This is a genomic window from Klebsiella sp. CN_Kp106, from assembly GCF_040064575.1.
GTDB lineage: Bacteria > Pseudomonadota > Gammaproteobacteria > Enterobacterales > Enterobacteriaceae > Klebsiella > Klebsiella michiganensis.
Genome location: NZ_JBEAIG010000068.1, coordinates 196,208 through 216,806, shown reverse-complemented (window position 1 = coordinate 216,806; position 20,599 = coordinate 196,208). Strand labels below are relative to the sequence as shown.

Below are 20,599 nucleotides of genomic sequence, written 5' to 3'. Positions count from 1 at the left end.
CCTCTCCTTTGCGCGAGTTTACGCGTCGGAGAGGGCGTTGATTAGCGCGCAGCCTCGTAAATACGGCGGCTGACGTCCAGCGTAATATCCTGATTTTCACCGAGCTGGGTCATGCCGTGCTCTTCCAGTTTCGCCAGCAGCGCCGGGATGGAGCTGCCATCCAGACCGTAGGCGGAAAGGCGCGTCGGGACGCCCATCTGTTCGAAGAAATCACGCGTTGCGGCGATGGCGGCGTCAATGCGCTCTTCCTCGGAACCTTCGGTGATGTTCCAGACGCGGGCGCCGTACTGCAGCAGCTTGGCGCGTTTAGCATCGCGTTTTTCATTCCACAGGGCCGGCAGAACGATAGCCAGCGTCTGGGCGTGATCGAGACCGTGCATGGCGGTCAGCTCGTGGCCGAGCATATGGGTCGCCCAGTCCTGCGGCACGCCTGCGCCAATCAGGCCGTTCAGCGCCTGGGTGGCCGCCCACATAATATTGGCGCGAACGTCGTAGTTTTCCGGCTCTTTCAGCGCTTTCGGGCCGTCTTCCACCAGGGTCAGCAGAATACCTTCGGCAAAGCGGTCCTGGATTTTGCCGTCGACCGGATAGGTGACGTACTGCTCAACGGTATGGACAAATGCGTCAACGACGCCGTTAGCCACCTGGCGCGGCGGCAGGGTGTAAGTGTAAACCGGATCCAGAATAGCGAACACCGGCTGGACGTGGGTGGACATAAACGCGCGTTTGTCGCCGGTGGTTTTACGCGAGATCACCGCGCCTTTATTGGATTCGGAACCGGTCGCCGGCAGCGTCAGCACGGAGCCCATCGGGATAGCGCTGGCCACTTTGCTGCCGTAGGTTTCGAGAATTTCCCACGGATCGATACTAGAATCGTAGTGGGCCGCCGCGGCGATGAATTTGGTGCCGTCGAGAACGGAGCCGCCGCCCACCGCCAACAGGAAAGTGATCTTTTCATCACGCGCGATTTTCACCGCGTTCATCAGCGTTTCGTAGGACGGGTTTGGCTCGATGCCGCCAAATTCCCGAACGTCAATGCCGTTCAGCGCGCTCAGAACCTGATCAAGCACGCCGGTTTTCTTCACGCTACCGCCGCCGTAGGTGACAAGCACGCGTGCATCCGCCGGGATTTGATCGCGCAGATTTTCAATCACGCCTTTACCGAACAGAATGCGGGTTGGGGTATGTAGGTCGAAATTATTCATGGCTGGTGCCCTCAAATAGATAAAACCGCCAACAGAGACAATACCTCTGCCAGATGACGGACATTGTGTTCCCGCGGGCCGTTCCCCTCAATGCACATTCCTGCCGTTGTCTTGCCCATTTCTCCTTGGGGCTGGAGAAATTCGCCGGAAGTGCGCACAATGCGAAGGTATAAAAACGTTCGGAGAAGCACGATAAATGAACCGCGCTGAGATATGCCAGCTATTAACGCATAAGGTTAATCAGCTGAAAGATAAAGAAGAAATTCTTAATGCTCTGCTGCCGGATATTCGCCTGCTGTACGGTACCCAGCCGGGGACGCGCACGCCGGTTATGTATCAGCCGGGGATCGTTTTTCTCTTTTCCGGGCATAAAATTGGCTACATTAACGAGCGTACCTTTCGCTATGACACCAATGAGTATCTGCTGCTGACGGTACCGCTGCCGTTTGAATGCGAAACCTTCGCCACTCCGGAAGTCCCGCTGGCGGGGATTCGGCTGAACGTCGATATTCTTCAGCTGCAAGAACTGCTGATGGATATCGGGGAAGATGAGCAGTTTCAGCCGTCCATGGCGTCGAGCGGGATCAACTCTGCGGTGCTGTCCGAAGAGATATTGTGCGCGGCGGAGCGCCTGCTGGATGTCATGGAGCGCCCGCTGGACGCGCGCATTCTTGGCAAACAGATTATCCGCGAAATTCTCTATCACGTGCTGACCGGGCCGTGCGGGGGGGCGCTGCTGGCGCTGGTCAGTCGTCAGACCCACTTCAGCCTGATTAGCCGCGTATTGAAGCGCATTGAAAGCCAGTACACAGAGAACCTCAGCGTCGATCAGCTGGCGGCGGAAGCGAATATGAGCGTCTCGGCGTTTCACCATAACTTTAAATCGGTCACCAGCACCTCCCCGCTGCAGTACCTGAAAACCTATCGCCTGCATAAAGCGCGCATGCTGATGATCCACGATGGTATGAAGGCCAGCGCGGCGGCGATGCGGGTGGGGTATGAAAGCGCGTCGCAGTTCAGCCGCGAGTTTAAGCGTTATTTCGGCATGACGCCGGGGGAGGATGCGGCGCGTATCAGAACGATTCAGGGGATGTGACGAACGATGTAAGGGCGGCGAATTCGCGCCGCCCCGGTAAACGATCAGGCGTTACAGTATTTCTTTTTAATCACCACGATAACCGTACCGAGCAGCCCGGCGATCAGCAGCGCGATAGGCAGAATCATCAGGCAGGTCATAACCTGATCTTCATGGCGCTTAACGAAGGGAATCATGCTCAGCGCATAGCCCAGACCGGTGACTACGCCAACCCACAGCAGCGCGCTCAGCCAGTTGAAGAACTGGAAGCGGCGGTTTGGCAGCCCGGAAATGCCCGCCATGGTGGGCAGCAGGGTGCGAACAAACGCCAGGAAACGCCCGGCCAGCAGCGCCAGCAGGCCGTGTTTGTCAAACATGCAGGTTGCCCGCTGATGGTACTTATGCGGCAGATGCCCAAGCCAGCGCTTAACCGTAACGGTGTTACCCAGCCAGCGCCCCTGGATATAGCTCAGCCAGCAGCCGAGGCTGGCCGCGGCGGTTAAAATGGCGACCGTAGGTACAAAGTCCATTACGCCTTTGGCGATGAGCGCCCCGGCGAGCAGCAGCAGGCTATCGCCCGGTAAAAATGAGGCGGGCAGCAGACCGTTTTCCAGAAACAGGGTTGCGAACATGACCAGATATACAACGCCCACAACGTGGGGGTTTGCCAACGCGGCAAAATCATGCTGCCACAGCGCGGCGACAATTTCTTGAATGACAACCATGGACTTTCCTAAGTGGTACCGTGTTTTTTGTCTAGTGTACTCCTGAAGAGGCTCGGGCACCTTGATCCCGGGCGCAACTAAAGCGGCCGTTTTTCTAAAAAACGTCCGCTATTGTTGCCACTGACCGTCACTTTACACGATACGCGCGAAGCCCGCCGCTAAATCATCCAGCAGATCGGTAACATTTTCTAACCCGACATGAAGGCGGATCAGCGTGCCGCTGAAATCAACTTCAGCATCAGGACGGATTGCGGCAATGTGTTCCGGCTGGTTGGCTAAAATCAGCGATTCAAAGCCGCCCCAGGAGTAGGCCATGCTGAACAAGCTGAAGTGGTCCAGATAAGCGGAGAGTTCGGCGTCGGTCAGGCGTTTATTGAGCACGAAAGAGAACAGACCGCTGCTGCCGGTGAAGTCGCGCTTCCAGTACTCATGGCCTTTGCTGCCGGGCAGGGCGGGATGATTCACGCGCGCCACCTGCGGATGCTGCGCCAGCCATTCGGCAATCTGCAGGCTGCTTTCATGGTGCTGACGCAGGCGTACCGCTAAGGTGCGCAGGCCGCGGCTGGTCATATAGGCGGTATCGGCATCCACCATTTGCCCCATCAGATAGGCGTTTTCGCGCAGCTGCGCCCAGCAGCGCTCATTGGACACGGCGGTACCCACCATCGCGTCGGAATGGCCGATCAGATATTTGGTGCCGGCCTGAATGGAGATATCGATACCAAACTCCAGCGCTTTAAACAGCACGCCCGCCGCCCAGGTGTTGTCGATCATAATGATGGCTTCGGGAGCGACGCGACGTACCGCCGCGACGATCGCCGGAACATCATGGACTTCCATGGTGATGGAGCCGGGGGATTCGAGGAACACCACGCGGGTGTTCGGCTGCACCAGACGGGCGATATCGCCGCCGATGAGCGGGTCGAACCAGCCGGTGGTGACGCCGAGTTTGGCGAGAATTTTCGTACAGAAATCCTGGGTAGGCTCATAGGCGGTGTTGGTCACCAGAATATGGTCGCCCTGCTCGACGAACGCCAGAATGGTATTCGCGACCGCCGCCGCGCCGCAGGGGAAGAGGGCGCAGCCGGCGCCGCCTTCCAGCTCGCACATCGCTTCCTGCAGGGAGAAATGGGTCAGCGTCCCGCGACGCCCGTAGAACAGCTCGCCTTTGGCGCGGTTGCGCGTCGCGTGCTTTTTCGCTTCGACGGTGTCGAAAACCAGCGATGAGGCGCGCTGAATGACGCTGTTTACCGAGCCCAGGGTGTATTTTTTGCTGCGCCCGGCGTGAACCAGCGCAGTATCAAGATGTTTATCAGCCATGTTCAGATAACCTGTTTTTATACGTCTGGACGTCTAAACTAACATGAATACCCGTTGATGTACCGGGTCGCGGCGGATACAGGTAAAAATTTTATCAACGGCGGGGTCAGCAACTTTTTTACTGCGTAAGCGCAAGGAAAATAAACGTGATTTGCTGCACAGTGTAAATACTAATGAGAACCACTATCAATTCGATGTCGTTTTGATATTATTGTGCGCAGATTTTGTGATTTACGTCCTGGAGATACAGTGTGGGTAATAATTTGATGCAGGCGGATCTCTCCGTTTGGGGTATGTATCATCATGCCGATATTGTCGTTAAGGTTGTGATGATCGGCCTGATTCTGGCGTCGGTAGTCACATGGGCTATCTTTTTCGGCAAAGGCGCAGAGATCCTGGCCAGCAAGCGTCGCCTCAAGCGCGAACAGCTGCTGGTTGCTGAAGCACGCTCTCTCGACCAGGCCAGCGATATCGCTAACGGTTTCGATGCGAAAAGCCTGACCTCGCGCTTGATCAACGAGGCGCAGAACGAGCTGGAGCTTTCCGCAGGTTCTGAAGATAACGAAGGCATTAAAGAACGTACCGGTTTCCGACTGGAGCGTCGCGTGGCGGCGGTAGGTCGTTACATGGGACGCGGCAACGGTTATCTGGCGACCATCGGCGCGATTTCCCCGTTCGTCGGCCTGTTTGGTACCGTCTGGGGCATCATGAACAGCTTTATCGGGATTGCCCAGACCCAGACCACTAACCTGGCGGTGGTTGCTCCGGGTATCGCGGAAGCGCTGCTGGCCACGGCAATTGGCCTGTTCGCTGCGATTCCGGCGGTGGTCATCTACAACATTTTTGCCCGCATGATCGCCAGCTACAAAGCGTCCCTTGGCGATGTCGCCGCCCAGGTTCTGCTGCTGCAAAGCCGCGACCTGGACCTGAGCGCCAGCGGCGTTAAGCCGGTACGTACCGCCCAGAAACTACGCGTAGGTTAATGCTTTATGGCGATGCATTTTAACGAAAACCTCGATGATAACGGCGAAATGCACGACATCAACGTGACGCCGTTTATCGACGTCATGCTGGTGCTGTTAATCATCTTTATGGTGGCGGCGCCGCTGGCTACCGTCGACGTGAAGGTGAATCTGCCTGCTTCCTCCAGCCAGCCGCAGCCGCGTCCGGAAAAGCCGATCTATCTGTCGGTGAAGGCGGATAAAACCATGTTCCTCGGCAATGACCCCATTACCGACGAGAGCATGATCGCCTCGCTGGATGCGCTGACCGAAGGCAAGAAAGACACCACCGTCTTCTTCCGCGCGGATAAAACCGTGGACTACGAGACGATGATGAAGGTTATGGATACCCTGCACCAGGCGGGCTATCTGAAGATTGGCCTGGTGGGCGAAGAAACCGTCAAAGCGAAGTAACCTCTCTCCACCCATCTTCTCAGGCTGGCCTTGCGCCAGCTTTTTTATCTCCTCGAATCGCTCTCTTGTTGGACGCCTGTTGCTATAACGTTGCCCTGTTGCGGTATAATGGCGGCCGTTTATGTTAACTGACAGGATCTTATGGAACGCTTTCTGGAAAATGCTATGTACGCCTCGCGCTGGCTGCTGGCGCCGGTTTATTTTGGCCTTTCGCTCGGTTTGATTGCGCTGACGATCAAATTTTTTCAGGAGATCTTCCACATACTGCCGCATATTTTCAGCGTCAGTGAGTCGGATATGATTCTGACCCTGCTGTCGCTGGTGGATATGACCCTGGTGGGCGGTCTGCTGGTGATGGTGATGTTCTCCGGCTATGAAAATTTTGTTTCCCAGCTGGATATCAACGAGGGCAAGGAGAAGCTCAGCTGGCTGGGCAAAATGGACGCCACTTCGCTGAAAAATAAGGTTGCCGCCTCCATCGTGGCGATCTCTTCCATTCATCTGCTGCGGGTGTTTATGGATGCGAAAAACGTCCCGGACAATAAGCTGATGTGGTACGTCATCATCCACCTGACCTTTGTGCTGTCGGCCTTTGTGATGGGCTACCTCGATCGTCTGACCAAAGTGAAACACTGATCCCTCCTCTCCCGGCGGTGTTGGCCGCTGGGCTTTTTACTCCCCGTTTCTGCTTTTCTCCGCTGGCGTATGTCCGGGCTTCTGCTTTGCTTAAAGGGCGCTTAATAACGGAGGCAGGGTGATGACGCGACTAACGGCCAAAGATTTTCCGCAGCAGCTGCTCGAATACTATGACTACTACGCCCACGGCAAAATCAGCAAACGCGAGTTTCTCCAGCTGGCGGGGAAGTATACCGTCGGCGGGATGACCGCGCTGGCGCTGTTTAACCTGCTGAAGCCCGACTATGCTCTGGCGGAGCAGGTGGCGTTTACCGACCCGGATATCCGCCCGGAGTATATTCATTACCCTTCTCCTGACGGCCACGGCGAAGTGCGGGCTTATCAGGTGACGCCGGCGAAAATAGCCGACAAAGCGCCCGCCGTGGTGGTGGTTCATGAGAATCGCGGCCTGAATCCCTATATTGAAGACGTTGCCCGGCGGGTGGCGAAAGCGGGCTATATCGCGCTGGCGCCGGATGGCCTGAGTTCCGTCGGCGGCTATCCCGGTAATGATGATGAAGGCCGCGCGCTACAGCAGAAAGTCGATCCCGTGAAGCTGATGAATGATTTCTTTGCGGCGGTCGCGTTTATGGCGAAGCATCCGCAGGCGACGGGGAAGGTCGGTATCACCGGGTTCTGCTACGGCGGCGGCGTCAGCAACGCGGCGGCGGTGGCGATCCCTGAGCTGGCCTGCGCGGTGCCGTTTTACGGCCGCCAGCCGCCGCTGAATGAGGTCGATAAAATTAAAGCGCCGCTGCTGCTGCATTATGCCGGACTCGATAGCGGCATTAATGAAGGCTGGCCCGCCTATGAAAAAGCGCTGAAGGCACACAATAAAGTCTACGAGGCCTATATTTATCAGGGTGTTAACCACGGCTTTCATAATGACTCCACGCCGCGCTACGACCGGGCCGCGGCTGACCTGGCCTGGCAACGCACGCTGGCGTGGTTTGAGAAGTATTTGCGCTAAAAACCGGAGGCGGAAGCCTCCGGCGGGCATGGGCGCTACGCCTGGCGTTTATCTTCGGTTTGCGTGTCGAAGTCGCTGGCGTCATGGCGCTCGTGAAGCTGCTCGTTGAGCGGGCCTGAGGTGCGGTTAACCATCCGCCCGCGCTGAACGGCGGGGCGCTTACCCACATCCTGCGCCCAGCGCAGCACGTTTTTATAGCTACCGGCATCCAGGAACTCGGCGGCGTTGTAAACATTCCCCAGCACCACGTTGCCGTACCACGGCCAGATGGCCATGTCGGCGATGGTGTACTCCTCTCCTGCCACAAAACGGCCGCGGGCAAGCTGCTTGTCCAGCACGTCAAGCTGGCGCTTGGCTTCCATCGTAAAGCGGTCGATCGCGTATTCGATTTTCACCGGCGCATAGCTGAAGAAGTGGCCAAAGCCGCCGCCGAGGAACGGGGCCGAGCCCTGCAGCCAGAACAGCCAGTTGAGGGTTTCGGCGCGGCCTGCCGGATCTTTGGGCAGGAAGAAGCCGAACTTTTCCGCCAGATAGAGCAGGATGCTGCCGGATTCAAAAACGCGGGTCGGCGGAGTGGTGGAGTGGTCGCGGAGCGCGGGGATTTTTGAGTTCGGATTAACCTCGACAAAGCCGCTGGAGAACTGATCGCCTTCGCCGATGCGAATCAGCCAGGCGTCGTACTCCGCGCCGCTGACGCCTAACGCCAGCAGCTCTTCCAGCATAATGGTCACTTTCTGGCCGTTGGGCGTCCCCAGCGAATAGAGCTGAAGCGGATGCGCGCCCACCGGCAGCTCCCGATCGTGCGTTGCGCCGGAGACGGGACGGTTGATATTGGCGAATGCGCCGCCGTTGTTTTGCTTCCATTCCCACACTTTAGGTGGCTGGTAGTTATTCTCTGACATGCTGATCTGCCTTTTTAGTGAGGTGTTGATGTCGTGTCGCTGGCGTTACCGCGCCGGCGCGGGAGAGTCGTACTAAGCCAGAATCCGCGCGGCCCATACGCTGACGTCGTCGCCGCTGCCGAGATCCGCCTGCACCAGGCCGTTAACCATAAAGGTCGGCGACACGTGGATGCCGTTCTGGCGCGCGTACTTGCTATGCCATTTGATCTCGTTTTGCAGCTCCGGGCGGGCAAACGCCGCGGCCAGCGAGACGTGGCTATAGCGTTCGATACGCTCGATAATCTGCTGCGGCGTGGCGTTCATGTTCGGCCCGCTGCAGTGGTCGGTAAACTCAAACTCTTCGCGGTGGTCGGCGACGGCTTTAAGCACCTTATGCGCCTGCTCGCGGCCGTGCGGCAGGGTGGACGCGGCGAGAACGCAGCGGACGATGACGCCGGAAAACAGATGCCACGGTTGAGACTGCAGACGAATTTTGATCGTCACGTTATCCGCGCCAACTTCATCCAGCAGGTCATCAAGCTTATTAAATGCCCGCACGGAGAAAGGACAGGTGGGTTCGAGGAACACCTCAAAGGTGCGGGGGCCATGCCCCCAGACCAGCGGTTGGGCGGTCAGATGCGATGGTATGCTCATTGTCGACTCCTGATTGTTTTTTTATCTCAAATAACGATATCACTTTTGCCCGGGGGCGCAGGCTTATTTTCCTTAAGGGCACGATTAGCGAATCGAATGAGTGGTATCATCATTCCACCTCTGTCTGGTAAGTGCCTGCGGCAGGATAAGAAGAGGGAGTTTTGTTTCGCCAACTGCCCGGGCTGCATTAATTTGAGGTCAGGCTAAATGAGCAAAGGTTCCACAAGCAGTGACGCCCCGTTTGGTACACTATTAGGCTACGCACCGGGCGGCGTGGCGATTTATTCTTCTAATTACAGTAGCTTAAATCCGCAAGATTATCCGGATGACGCCACGTTCCGCAGCTATATCGGTAATGAGTATATGGGGCACAAATGGCAGTGCGTGGAGTTCGCGCGCCGCTTTCTGTTCCTCACCTACGGTTTTGTTTTCACCGACGTCGGCATGGCCTACGAAATCTTCTCCCTGCGTTTTCTCCGCGAGGTGGTCAACGACAATATTCTGCCGCTGCAGGCGTTCGCCAACGGCTCCCGCCGTCCGCCTCTCGCCGGCTCACTGCTGATCTGGCAGAAAGGCGGCGAGTTTAAGCACACGGGCCACGTGGCGGTGATTACGCAACTGATAGGGAATAAGGTCAGGATCGCCGAACAGAACGTCATTCACTCGCCGCTGCCGCAGGGCCAGCAGTGGACCCGCGAGCTGACGCTGGAAGTGAAAAACGGCCTCTACACGATTAAAGACACCTTTGCCGATACCGAAATCCTCGGCTGGATGATTCAAACCGCCGATACCGAGCACAGCCTGCCGCAGCCGGTGCTGCCGGGTGAGGCGATGGCCATCAAAGGCGCGCGTCTGCCGAATAAAGGCCAATACCGCGGCAACTGGCTCAACGAGAAAGATTCACTGCAAAAAGCCTACGTGGAAGCCAACGGCCACGTCATCAATAAAGACCCTTACCAGTATTTCACCATCACCGAAAGCGCCGAGCAGGAGCTTATCAAAGCCACCAATGAGCTGCATCTGATGTACCTGCACGCCACCGACAAGGTGATGAAGGATGACAGCCTGCTGGCGCTGTTCGATATTCCGAAAATTCTCTGGCCGCGTCTGCGCCTCTCGTGGCAGCGCCGTCGCCATCATATGATTACCGGCCGCATGGATTTCTGTATGGATGAGCGCGGGCTCAAGGTGTATGAGTACAACGCCGATTCCGCGTCCTGCCATACCGAAGGCGGGCTGATCCTCGAGCAGTGGCTGAAGCAGGGCTACTACGGCACCGGTCACAACCCGGCGGAAAATCTGCTGGATGAGCTGGCCGGAGCGTGGAAGCACAGCCGGGCGCGTCCTTTCGTGCACATCATGCAGGATAAGGATCTGGAGGAGAACTACCACGCGCAGTTTATCCAGCGTTCGCTGACCCAGGCCGGCTTCGAGAGCAAAATTCTGTTTGGCCTAGATGAGCTGCGCTGGGATGCCGCCGGGCAGCTGATTGATGCCGACGGGCGTCTGGTCAACTGCGTCTGGAAAACCTGGGCATGGGAGACCGCTATTGAGCAGGTGCGGGAAGTCAGCGCCGATGAGTACGCGGCGGTGCCGATACGTACCGGACACCCGAATAATGAAGTGCGCCTGATAGACGTTCTGCTGCGCCCGGAAGTATTAGTCTTCGAGCCGCTGTGGACGGTCATCCCCGGCAACAAGGCGATTTTGCCGGTGCTGTGGTCGCTGTTCCCCAATCATCGCTATCTTCTGGATACGGATTTTGTGGTCAACGAGCAGCTGGCGGAAAGCGGCTATGCGGTTAAGCCTATCTCGGGCCGCTGCGGCAACAATATCGACCTGATAGGCCCGCAGGACGAAGTGCTGGATAAAACCAGCGGCCAGTTTTTCGACCGCAAAAATATCTACCAGCAGCTGTGGTGCCTGCCAAAAGTGGATGGCAAATACATCCAGGTTTGCACCTTCACCGTCGGCGGTAACTACGGCGGGACCTGCCTGCGCGGAGATGATTCTCTGGTGGTTAAAAAAGAGAGCGATATTGAGCCGTTAATCGTGCTAAAAGACACAGATAGCCGTTAAGTTTGGCCCCGGATTGCGGCGGTGAGCGCCTTATCCGGGCTGCGGTTCTCGTTACCTGCGGCATTTGTAGCCCGGGCAAGGCGCATCGCGCCGCCCCCGGGGGAAGGCCGCAGGATGCTGAAGAATAACCCGGAGGCGATGCTGCGCATCTGTCCGGGCTACCGAACATACGAACCCGTAGCCCCAGTGAGCATAGTGCGACCGGGGGAATGAACGGTAAAAATAGATAAAACATCACAACAACAAGACAGAAAAGGAAAATAGTATGCACGATCGGCGACTCGCCGCCCGCGCGGGTGAACTTAAGCCCTCCGCCGTCCGCGAACTCCTCAAGCATAGTAAGCTGCCCGGCGTTATCTCTCTGGGCGGCGGTATTCCGGCCCCGGAGCTTTTTGATACCGAAGGCCTGAACCTGGCGGTGCAACAGGTGATGAACGGGCGCTTTAACGATGCGTTCCAGTACGGTTTGACCGAAGGTTATCCGCCGCTGCGTCAGGCCGTTAGCGAACTGTGTCAGGCGCGCGGCGTGGCCTGCTCGGCAAGTCATGTCTATATCACTTCCGGTTCGCAGCAGTCGCTGGATATCGTCGCCCGCACTCTGCTCGATCCGGGTGATGCGATTGTCGTTGAGCGTCCGACCTATCTGGCGGCGCTGCAGGTCTTCCAGCTGGCGCAGGCCAATATTCTCAGCGTGGATACCGACGATGACGGCATGCTGGTGGAACAGCTGGCCGATCTGCTGGAAACCACGCGTGTGAAAGCCGTTTACCTGGTACCGACGTTTGGCAACCCCGGCGGGAAAACCCTGAGCGAAGCGCGTCGCCGCCGCCTGGTTGAGCTGGCGAAAAAGCACGACTTCGTCATTATCGAAGACGATCCGTACGGTGAAATCAGCTTCACTGATGAAGTACGCCGTCCGCTGTATCAGTATGCGGTTGAGCTGGGCTGTGAAGATCAGGTGGTTTATACCTCCACCTTCTCCAAGATCCTCGCGCCGGGGATGCGTATTGGCTGGATCGTGATGCCGGACTGGCTGGCGCAGCAGACGGTGATCGTTAAACAGGCGGCGGATCTGCACACTAATATGCTCTCGCAGGTCATCACCGCGGAATACCTGAGCATGAACCGCCTGGAAAGCCAGATTGCCCTGATCCGCGAAGATTACCGCAAGAAGTGCGTGGCGCTGGCCGACGCGCTGGAATCGCAGCTTGGCGAGCATCTGGCGTTCAGCCGTCCTAAAGGCGGTATGTTCCTGTGGGCTCGCTTCCGTTATCCGTTCGATACCATGGAATGGATGAAGAAAACGCTGGAAAATGGCGTGGTCTACGTACCAGGAGAAGCGTTCTATAACGATAACCCGGATACCCGCACGCTGCGCCTGTCCTACTCGACGGTGTCGACAGAGGGTCTGATGACCGCCGTCGAGCGCCTGGCGAAGTCGCTGTAATCGCCGTGCTCCGCGCCGTCGGCGGCGCGGGGCTCCCTTCTCGTTTTCTTCTTTAAGCCCCTGTTTTTATGCGAATGCATGACCTGCCCGGCGGGCGAAAATCATCAGTGCGTAATGTGAAAACGGGATTGGCGGGTTTTTTGAATCGCCCGCAGCCGATGGCTACGGGCGAGAGAAACACAGAGGCGGGCGGTTTTGCGGCTTATCGCCGGCCCGGGTCGTTAATCCTGGTCGGTAATGCGATCGTCAAGCCAGATCAGCATCAACGTGGAAAGAAAAGCAACAGCGACGGTACCAATAGCTAACAGCATAAGAAGAGCCTCAGGGGTTTTTATTATTTTTCTGCTTTGACCGATGAGCGATTATTTCTGTCTGTGATGGTGACTTTTGTTCCTGACTGGGATGTTGCGAGGGTGAAAAAATCGTCAGCATCAATATCGAAATTGAGAACGATTTCTTTGTACTTCCCACAATTCATTAACTCTTTTGCTTCTTTCATACTACTGGCTGTAATAGTAGGCATCAGTTTCATCTCGTTTAAAAACTGAGAAGCAAAATAAGAGCTTGTCGATACCAGATCAACTACTTTTTATGGTAAGGACAATCATGCATCAGATTGATGATTGCCGCTGCCAGTAGCGGATTGAAACATAATTTCTGTTTTACCTTTCCTGCCAGCGTTTCGTTTTGCCCATGGCGGCGAAAAATGCGCCGATCCTCGGCGGTGTATGTTTAACCGCTTTGCAATTTCGTGGCTAAGAGCAAGCCGCCCGCGGCGGCGGCCTGCTGGGGATGTTTAAAAGGCGTAGCCCACGCTAAGGCTGCCGCTGTAGCCGTGGCTGTCGCCGCCGCTGGCGACGTCAGCCTGGCCGCCAAGGTTCAGGCTCAGCGCACCGCGCGTGATGCTCAAGCTGGCGCCAGCGTTGACCATGTCACGGCTATCGAAGGCCGCGTTCTGTACGACCTCATAGTGATAAACCTGTCCCTGAGTGCGTACCGAAGGGCCGCTGAAACTGTGTTCATAGCCGATATTTATCGCCGGCGTGAAGCGCCAGCCGCCGCCGTTTTGCGAATGAAATGCGATACTCACATTGGCAATACCGCTGGCGTTATTTTCACTGACGCGGTCGACGTTGAGCGCCAGCTCGCTGCCGCTTTCGCGGAAAGCGTCCATCCGCAGGTGGGTCAGGCGGGTCCCGACGGCGTACTCAACGCTGGCAAAATCGAGCGGACTGACGTAGCCGAGGCGCAGCGTGCCGCCAACCAGCTGGCCACGGGTATCGCCGGTGGCCGTACCCAGCCCGCCATTCAGCCGGCGCGTACTGCTATAATCGATCCAGCCTGCGTTAAGATCGGCGGCGGCAAAGAGGCCATGATTTAAATCCTCAAAAGCATAGCGACCGCCGAACCCCAGCAGAGTGGTGTTGGCATCCGCATCGGCGCTGGCGCTGCCCAGCGAGCCCCAGCTATATCCCAGAGTGCCGTAGCCGCTAAGCTGCGCGTTAAACCGCCAGGTATAGCCCAGCAGCGAGCCGGTGGTATGCTCATTACTGCTGGCGGCGCGGGCGGAACCATCGGTGCCAAGATAGCCGCTAAGCCCGGTCAGCCACAGTTTTCCTTCCCCATCCCGCAGCTGACGGCTATCAATATTCGGCGTTAACGCCCTGTCTAATCGCGAGCCGCTGCGCAGCAGGTAGCTGGCGGCGTCCGCGTAAATCTGCCCGCCGACCTGAGTCTCCACGCCGCCGAGGGTTCCGGCATCAATGGCCGATTGCAGATAATAGTTATAGTCGGTGTAGCGGCCCGATAGCTCGCTGTTTTGCAGGGCGTTAAGCAGCGCAGCGCCCTGCGCCGCATTCCCCCGCAGTTCGCTTTGTCCCGGCAGCTGGCCGTACTGCACCATTTTGCCGCGCAGGACGTAGAGCGTCTCCTGCGACAGCCCCAGGCCCTGCTTCAGATAGTTATCTACCGATCCGTACTCGCGGATGATTTCATCCAGCCCGGCCTGAAGATAGCTGGCATCGACGCCCAGCAGCGGCTCGTAAATCGCCGCCATGGCGGGGGGCATCATCGCCAGGGTCGCTTCGACGCGCTGGCGGGTATAGTCGTTGGTGGCGAGGTAGTTTTCCATAATGGTCCCCTCATCGACGCCGGCAATGCTCAGCAGCATCGCGGCGGTCCAGCCGGTGCGGTCCTTGCCCGCGGTACAATGGAACAGCGCTGCGCCGTCGGCGCTGGCCAGATCGTTAAATAGCGTGGTGAACCGGGCGCGCATCCCGGCATCGCTGACGAAGGAGACGTTGGTCTGCTGCATCATCGCTTTGGCTTCAGCGGCGCTACTGAACGTTATTGAGGTGATGTTGCTGCCCGAAGCGGTGTTGCCGATGATATCAATATGGGTATATCGCGCCCCGTCGGGCATCACGTCCGGGCTGCTGGCGATTTCGCTGGCCGTGCGCAAATCATAAACATCGCTGATACCGAGCGTGCTCAGCGTCGCCTGGTCCGCGGAGGATAATGCCAGGGCATTAGAACGATAAAAAACGCCGGTGCGCAGGGTGCCGTCGTGGCTGGTGGTATAAACAGACGTCGTGCCAGCGATATCGCGGAAATTATCCATCGTAGCGAGTACGGGCGTATTTATCGGCGCAGCGTAGAGCACGCCGGAAACGCCGGCGGCGACCAGAGAGAGCGAAACGGGAATATAGCGAATCAAAATAAGCCTCGATAATTATTGGTTATAATTTACTGTTTATTAAGGCTTGGAAATATAAGAGGAGATTGTGACGGAATTATTTCCAGAACGATTTTTTTAAAATAAATAGGGTGATAATAACGTCGGGATATCGATTAAATATAACTTTTTCGCGCGCTAAATACTGTTATTCATTCGCCATGTTTATGTTTAACATTCCGCTCGTCGCAGCAGAATGTTATTTTCTATTATTGTCAGCGAGTCATTTTGCGCAGTAATACGCCTTAATCCGGGCGCTGCTTTTCGCTCATCAGCTGGCGACAGCGCTGCTGGTCCTGGCTGATACTTTTCTGCTCTTCCGGCGTCAACTGCTGCCAGGTGTCCAGCATCCGTTGGCCCAGAGCGGGCACGTAGTGGGTCTTATGCAGCGCATAATCCGAATTGCCGCCTTCAATCATATTTTCCATATCGCGGAGAAACGCACGGCTGTCCTGATGGTCAATAACGCAGAAGACGGAGCGGTAGTACGCGACGTCCTCTTCGGCGTAGCGGGGCGTGAACCACCAGATAAGTAGAGCGATAAGCGCCAAAAGCGGGGCAATAAAAACGAGTTTCTTCAACATGAGTCATTCAAAAAGGCAAATTGAAGGATCAGTGTAGCCGTTGATGAAACAGGATGTAAGCGCCGTCGCGGGCCGGCAGCGTAATTCCGGCCCGCAGCGGCACCGGTCAGTAGCCGACCTTATAGATCCGTCCGCTCTGAACGCCTTCTACGCTGCGGCGGTAGGCCTGAGCCACGCTGGCGGCGGGGACGCTGGTAAAACCGGGGAAGAAACCGTCGTAGGCTGCCGCCGATTCCGTTAATACGGTGGGGCTAATCAGGTTAATACGTATTCCGCGCGGCAGTTCGCAGGCGGCGGCGCGAACGAATCCTTCCAGCCCGGCGTTGACGGTGGTTGCATTGACGCCCTGAGCGATGGGCTCATGGGCGACGATCCCGCTAATCAGCGTAATAGATCCGCCGTCGTTCAGATAATGCTGGCCGGTCAGCGCCAGGCGAATCTGCCCCAGGAGTTTATCCTGTAGGCCCTGGTTGAAATCGCCGTCGGTCATGGTCGCCAGCGGGCCAAAGAAGAGATTGCCGGTGGCGGAAACAATCGCGTCTACCCGACCGGTTTTCGCAAACAGGTTCTGCACGCTCTGCTGTGAGGTGATATCGACCTGATAGTCGCCCTGAGTGCGGCCGACGCGAATGACTTCATGACGCTGGTTTAATTCTTGCGCAACCGCGCGGCCAACGGTACCGCTGGCGCCAATAATGATGATTTTCATAGCAGGTTCCTCTCTCGGGTGAGAGGCTATTCTTTAATAAAACAAATATCGGATAAACTGGCTAAAAGTTAAATGATTGCTAACCAGGGGTTTGTAATATGGATAAGCTGCGGGCGATGGAGACCTTTATTGCGGTCGTGGAGTGCGGAAGCTTTACCGAAGCCGCAGCGCGGCTCGAGATGTCGGCGGTGATGGTCGGGAAATATATCGCGCTGATCGAGCGGCAGCTTAATACCCGTCTTCTTGAGCGCAATACCCGCCGCCAGAGCCTGACCGACGCCGGGCGGGTCTATTTTGACGAGGCGAAACGCGTCCTGGAGCAGGTCTCCATCGCCGAAAGTTCAGTGGAGAGACTACGGGTCGCGCCCGCGGGCACGCTGCGGATAAGCGCGCCGACGTCGTTTGGCGCCTGCGTGATTGCCCCGCTGACCGCCACGTTTCTGCAGGCCTGGCCCGACGTGCGCGTGGAGCTGGATCTGACCAACCGGATGGTCGATCTGGTGGATGAGGGCATCGATCTGGCGATCCGCATCGGCGAGATCCGCAATAACGATCTGGTGGCAAAGTATCTCGCGCCCTACCGGATGACGATCTGCGCCGCGCCCGGGTATTTAGCCCGCCACGGTACGCCGACAACGCCTGCGGACCTGGTCGATCATCTCTGTTTGTCGCATACGGTGTGGACCGCGCGCAATGAGTGGAAGCTGCCGGGCGCGGAGGAGGGCGTACGCTGGAAGCGCGACGCTGTTCTGCGCTGTAATGATGGCTACGCGCTGCGAACGGCGGCGATCGCCGGCGCCGGGCTGCTGCTGCAGCCGGAGGTGCTGCTGGCGGATGCGCTCGAGTGCGGCAAACTGGTGCGCGTGCTCGAGGCGTATACCCCGCAGCCGAGGCCGATTCACCTGCTCTGGCGGCAGGATCTGCGGCCGCTGCCGAAGCTGACGCGCTTTGTTGAGCATCTTCTGCAGGGGCAGGGCCAGAACGGGCAGACAGCTTAATTCTCTGCCGGGCGGCGGGCCTGATGTGATGGGGGATCTTGTCGCCCGGCAAGGCGTTAGCCGCCGCCGGGCAATCTGCTTAGTCGCGCAGCGCGTGACGCCAGTCGGCGATCAGATCCTGCGGATCCTCAATCCCTACCGACAGACGAATCAGCTGCGGAGTAATGCCGTTGGCTAAACGCTGCTCCAACGGGATCGACGCGTGAGTCATGCTAAACGGCTGGCTCACCAGGCTTTCCACGCCGCCGAGGCTCTCCGCGAGGGTAAATAGCTTCAGCTTGCGGATGATCCGCTCGGCGTAGCCATCGTCGCCTTTGACCACCACGGAGATCATTCCGCCGGGAAGCGCCATCTGCCTGCGCGCCAGCTGATGATGCGGATGCGAGGCCAGCCACGGGAACCAGACCCTTTCGACCTGCGGCTGCTGCTCCAGCCACTCGGCAAGCAGCAGCGCATTGCTGCTGTGGCGCTCCATACGCAGCGCCAGGGTACGAATACCGCGCAGCGTCAGGAAGCTGCTGAACGGGTCGAGGACGCCGCCGACCGCGTTTTGCAGGTAGCCCAGCTTTTCCGCCAGCGCGGCGTTGTCGCCGACCACCGCCAGCCCGGCGACCACATCGGAGTGGCCGTTAAGGTATTTGGTCGCCGAATGCACCACGATATCAAAGCCCAGCTCCAGCGGACGATGGATAGCCGGCGAGGCGAAGGTGTTGTCGGTGACGCTGATAATATTGTGCCGCCGCGCAATGGCGGCGATGGCGCTGAGGTCGGCCAGCTTAAGCAGCGGGTTGGTCGGCGTTTCAACCCAGATCATGCGCGTATCGGGCCGAATAGCCGCTTCGATGGCCGCCAGATCGTCGGGCTTCACCCAGCTCACCCGCAGGCCGGCGCTGCGGCGGCGAACGTTTTCAATAAGCCGGTATGTGCCGCCGTAGACGTCGTCGACGGCGACCAGGTGGCTGTCTTTATCCAGCAGCTCCAGCACGGTTGAGATGGCCGCAAGGCCGGAAGCAAAGGCGTAGCCGCGCGTGCCGCTTTCCAGGTCGGCAATCGCCGTCTCCAGCGCGTGACGGGTCGGGTTGCCGCTGCGCGAATATTCGTACCCGGTATGCTGGCCCGGCGCGGGCTGAGCAAAGGTGGAGGTGGCATAAATAGGCGGCATCACCGCGCCGTGTTCATCGGTAAATGTGCCGCTATGTACGCTCAGGGTATGCAAATTTGTCATTGAGAAGTCCTTACTGTTCGAGTCGGTTACGCCAGGTGGTCAGCACATCGCTGCGGGTAATGAGGCCAAGAAAACGATCGTTGTCGGCGATAACGGCCACCAGGCCGCGATCGAAAATGGTCTTCAGCGCGCTTTCCGGCGCGTGCTTATCCAGGGTCTCCACGTTACGGGTCATCGCTTCCCTGACCGGCAGAGAAAAGCGCTGACTGTCGCCCTGGACGTGGCTAATCAGATCCCATTCGTCGACGATGCCGACGACGCGGCCGTTTTCCAGCACCGGCAGCTGCGAGATGTCGTAGAGGCGCATACGCGCGAGGATGGCCGCCAGGGTATCGTCCGGCGCGGCGGTGACGGTTGCCCCTTCGTCGTGGCGCAGGGCGATAAAATCGCTGAGGTCGCCGCGCGAAGGGCGGCTTAAAAAGCCCTGCTGGCGCATCCAGTCATCGTTAAACATCTTTGATAAATATTTATTGCCGCTGTCGCAGGCGAAGGTCACCACGCGTTTAGGGGATGTCTGCGCCCGGCAGTAGCGCAGGGCGGCGGTGAGCAGCGTTCCGGTAGAGGAGCCTGCCAGAATGCCTTCAACCTGCAGCAGTTGGCGGGCGGTGGCGAAAGCTTCGCTATCGGTGACGCGGTATGCGCTGCGGACGCCTTCAAGATGGGCCAGCGGCGGAATAAAGTCTTCGCCGATCCCTTCCACCAGCCAGGAGCCGGTTTCGCCGTAGCGCCCGGTTTCGACCTGGTCCGCCAGAATGGAGCCCGCCGGATCGGCGAGGATAAATTCCGTTTCAGGGGAGTGCTCAGCAAACCAGGCCTGAAGCCCGCCGAGCGTTCCGCCGGAGCCGACGCCGACGACGATTGCGTCAATATCGCCATCCAGCTGCTGGAAGATCTCCGGGGCAGTGGTGGTGGCATGCGCCAGCGGGTTAGCCTCGTTATTAAACTGGTCGATATAAAAGGCACCTGGCGTTTCGTCGGCAAGGCGGCGGGCGTAGTCCTGATAGTAGGCGGGATGGCCTTTGTTAACGTCCGAGCGGGTAAGCTGCACCTGCGCTCCCAGCGCGCGCAGATGGAAAATCTTCTCGCGGCTCATTTTGTCCGGCACCACCAGAATCAGGCGATAATTTTTCTGCGCGGCGATCAGCGCCAGACCGAGGCCGGTATTGCCGGCGGTGGCTTCGATAATCGTGCCGCCGGGTTTTAATTTCCCTTCGCGCTCTGCCTGCGTAATCATGGATAGCGCGACGCGGTCTTTTATCGAGCCGCCGGGATTTTGATTTTCCAGTTTTAGAAACAGGCTGCAGGGGCCGGTATCAAGCTTATGGAGCTGCAGCAGGGGAGTATGACCAATCAGGTCGCTAACGGAATGAAAAACTGACATAACATTTTGCCCATTCGTATCGAGATGATTTGAATGGTAGGGCTGCAAAATTGGCATTTTAAAGAACTTTTGTCTGCCGCTAAGAGCAAAAAGGAATATAAGATGCTTTTTAGCCGTCCGGAGGGAAAGGTAGTTAGCCGCCTGGGCGTGTTGATTTCCAGAATAGCGCGCTTTTGCCCGGTTTTTCACCGAATTATCCGTTTTTACGCGCTGCTTTATCTCTATTTCAGAAATGGATTGCCGAAAATAATCGATGGATCTCTGGGGCTATTTTAGATGTTGGTGAAACTATCAACGCCGCGTATACCGGCGCGGCAGCCAAAGACAGAAATTCAGACGAAGGAAATTAAAGCTAATAAAGTCGGCCTGCTCGCTTCAATAAATCGTCTATATCAGGAACCTCTTTCCGGAAATATCCTGACCTGGGTGTCATTCAGGCGGGAAATTGTCTGGTACGATCCAGTTAACAGAACAGGAACATAATTTATACCTGAAAGACATATACATGTAATGATTCAGTCG

General features: G+C 57.5%; 21 protein-coding genes. 10 read left to right on the top strand and 11 right to left on the bottom strand.

Annotated features, from left to right (window positions below; translation table 11 throughout):
• Window positions 1-41: 41 nt before the first annotated feature.
• A complete protein-coding gene (gene yqhD / locus ABLU96_RS23155) occupies window positions 42-1,205 on the bottom strand; it encodes an alcohol dehydrogenase (RefSeq protein WP_064404252.1) in 1,164 nt (387 codons plus the stop codon).
• Between the two features lie 196 nt (window positions 1,206-1,401).
• Between yqhD and ABLU96_RS23150 the strand changes: the two genes are divergently transcribed.
• Window positions 1,402-2,301: an AraC family transcriptional regulator gene (locus tag ABLU96_RS23150; RefSeq protein ID WP_049082833.1), complete on the top strand. Its 900-nt coding sequence runs from the start codon at window positions 1,402-1,404 to the stop codon at window positions 2,299-2,301.
• Between the two features lie 44 nt (window positions 2,302-2,345).
• On the opposite strand, the gene yghB is transcribed toward ABLU96_RS23150, so the two are convergent.
• Window positions 2,346-3,005, bottom strand: a complete 660-nt coding sequence (gene yghB, locus ABLU96_RS23145; RefSeq protein ID WP_004125241.1) for a DedA family general envelope maintenance protein YghB — start codon at window positions 3,003-3,005, stop codon at window positions 2,346-2,348.
• Between the two features lie 132 nt (window positions 3,006-3,137).
• Window positions 3,138-4,325, bottom strand: a complete 1,188-nt coding sequence (gene metC / locus ABLU96_RS23140; protein ID WP_032692874.1) for a cystathionine beta-lyase — start codon at window positions 4,323-4,325, stop codon at window positions 3,138-3,140.
• Between the two features lie 251 nt (window positions 4,326-4,576).
• Between metC and exbB the strand changes: the two genes are divergently transcribed.
• The 4 genes from exbB to yghX all read left to right on the top strand — a co-directional run bounded on the left by exbB (window position 4,577) and on the right by yghX (window position 7,385).
• Window positions 4,577-5,308: a tol-pal system-associated acyl-CoA thioesterase gene (gene exbB / locus ABLU96_RS23135; RefSeq protein WP_004854209.1), complete on the top strand. Its 732-nt coding sequence runs from the start codon at window positions 4,577-4,579 to the stop codon at window positions 5,306-5,308.
• Between the two features lie 6 nt (window positions 5,309-5,314).
• Window positions 5,315-5,740 carry a TonB system transport protein ExbD gene (exbD, locus tag ABLU96_RS23130; protein WP_014226862.1) on the top strand — a complete coding sequence of 142 codons (426 nt, stop codon included), beginning with the start codon at window positions 5,315-5,317 and terminating at the stop codon, window positions 5,738-5,740.
• A 141-nt stretch (window positions 5,741-5,881) separates the two neighbouring features.
• On the top strand, window positions 5,882-6,376 hold the full coding sequence (locus ABLU96_RS23125) for a TIGR00645 family protein (protein WP_004105804.1): 495 nt from the start codon (window positions 5,882-5,884) through the stop codon (window positions 6,374-6,376).
• 121 nt (window positions 6,377-6,497) lie between these two features.
• Window positions 6,498-7,385: a YghX family hydrolase gene (gene yghX / locus ABLU96_RS23120; RefSeq protein WP_025105929.1), complete on the top strand. Its 888-nt coding sequence runs from the start codon at window positions 6,498-6,500 to the stop codon at window positions 7,383-7,385.
• A 35-nt stretch (window positions 7,386-7,420) separates the two neighbouring features.
• Here yghX and yghU read toward each other — a convergent pair whose 3' ends face one another.
• On the bottom strand, window positions 7,421-8,287 hold the full coding sequence (yghU, locus tag ABLU96_RS23115; protein WP_014226859.1) for a glutathione-dependent disulfide-bond oxidoreductase: 867 nt from the start codon (window positions 8,285-8,287) through the stop codon (window positions 7,421-7,423).
• Window positions 8,288-8,359: 72 nt separating this feature from the next.
• Window positions 8,360-8,920, bottom strand: coding sequence for a thioredoxin domain-containing protein (locus ABLU96_RS23110; RefSeq protein ID WP_064404250.1), 561 nt, complete (start codon window positions 8,918-8,920; stop codon window positions 8,360-8,362).
• Between ABLU96_RS23110 and ABLU96_RS23105 the strand changes: the two genes are divergently transcribed.
• From ABLU96_RS23105 to ABLU96_RS23095, 3 genes are all read left to right on the top strand, one after another.
• Entirely contained in the window at window positions 8,908-9,051 is a 144-nt protein-coding gene (locus ABLU96_RS23105) for a hypothetical protein (protein ID WP_305955792.1), read from the top strand. The genes ABLU96_RS23110 and ABLU96_RS23105 overlap by 13 nt on opposite strands.
• Before the next feature lie 76 nt (window positions 9,052-9,127).
• Window positions 9,128-10,999: a bifunctional glutathionylspermidine amidase/synthase gene (gss, locus tag ABLU96_RS23100; protein ID WP_009654105.1), complete on the top strand. Its 1,872-nt coding sequence runs from the start codon at window positions 9,128-9,130 to the stop codon at window positions 10,997-10,999.
• Window positions 11,000-11,264: 265 nt separating this feature from the next.
• On the top strand, window positions 11,265-12,446 hold the full coding sequence (locus ABLU96_RS23095) for a PLP-dependent aminotransferase family protein (protein ID WP_014226856.1): 1,182 nt from the start codon (window positions 11,265-11,267) through the stop codon (window positions 12,444-12,446).
• Between the two features lie 334 nt (window positions 12,447-12,780).
• Here ABLU96_RS23095 and ABLU96_RS23090 read toward each other — a convergent pair whose 3' ends face one another.
• From ABLU96_RS23090 to ABLU96_RS23075, 4 genes are all read right to left on the bottom strand, one after another.
• Complete coding sequence (locus ABLU96_RS23090; RefSeq protein ID WP_014226855.1) at window positions 12,781-12,969, bottom strand: hypothetical protein; 189 nt, start codon at window positions 12,967-12,969, stop codon at window positions 12,781-12,783.
• A 273-nt stretch (window positions 12,970-13,242) separates the two neighbouring features.
• Complete coding sequence (locus ABLU96_RS23085; RefSeq protein WP_348862844.1) at window positions 13,243-15,162, bottom strand: tyrosine-protein phosphatase; 1,920 nt, start codon at window positions 15,160-15,162, stop codon at window positions 13,243-13,245.
• A 263-nt stretch (window positions 15,163-15,425) separates the two neighbouring features.
• Window positions 15,426-15,764 carry a hypothetical protein gene (locus ABLU96_RS23080; protein WP_032692867.1) on the bottom strand — a complete coding sequence of 113 codons (339 nt, stop codon included), beginning with the start codon at window positions 15,762-15,764 and terminating at the stop codon, window positions 15,426-15,428.
• A 106-nt stretch (window positions 15,765-15,870) separates the two neighbouring features.
• A complete protein-coding gene (locus ABLU96_RS23075) occupies window positions 15,871-16,473 on the bottom strand; it encodes a short chain dehydrogenase (protein WP_025105932.1) in 603 nt (200 codons plus the stop codon).
• A 98-nt stretch (window positions 16,474-16,571) separates the two neighbouring features.
• On the opposite strand from ABLU96_RS23075, the gene ABLU96_RS23070 reads away from it, so the two are divergent.
• Complete coding sequence (locus ABLU96_RS23070) at window positions 16,572-17,471, top strand: LysR family transcriptional regulator (protein ID WP_064404247.1); 900 nt, start codon at window positions 16,572-16,574, stop codon at window positions 17,469-17,471.
• 79 nt (window positions 17,472-17,550) lie between these two features.
• On the opposite strand, the gene ABLU96_RS23065 is transcribed toward ABLU96_RS23070, so the two are convergent.
• Together ABLU96_RS23065 and ABLU96_RS23060 are read right to left on the bottom strand one after the other, a co-directional pair.
• On the bottom strand, window positions 17,551-18,696 hold the full coding sequence (locus ABLU96_RS23065; RefSeq protein ID WP_004854188.1) for a PLP-dependent aspartate aminotransferase family protein: 1,146 nt from the start codon (window positions 18,694-18,696) through the stop codon (window positions 17,551-17,553).
• Between the two features lie 10 nt (window positions 18,697-18,706).
• Window positions 18,707-20,077, bottom strand: coding sequence for a cystathionine beta-synthase (locus ABLU96_RS23060; protein ID WP_064407223.1), 1,371 nt, complete (start codon window positions 20,075-20,077; stop codon window positions 18,707-18,709).
• Between the two features lie 33 nt (window positions 20,078-20,110).
• Between ABLU96_RS23060 and ABLU96_RS23055 the strand changes: the two genes are divergently transcribed.
• Complete coding sequence (locus ABLU96_RS23055; RefSeq protein WP_014226848.1) at window positions 20,111-20,353, top strand: hypothetical protein; 243 nt, start codon at window positions 20,111-20,113, stop codon at window positions 20,351-20,353.
• Window positions 20,354-20,599 lie beyond the last annotated feature (246 nt).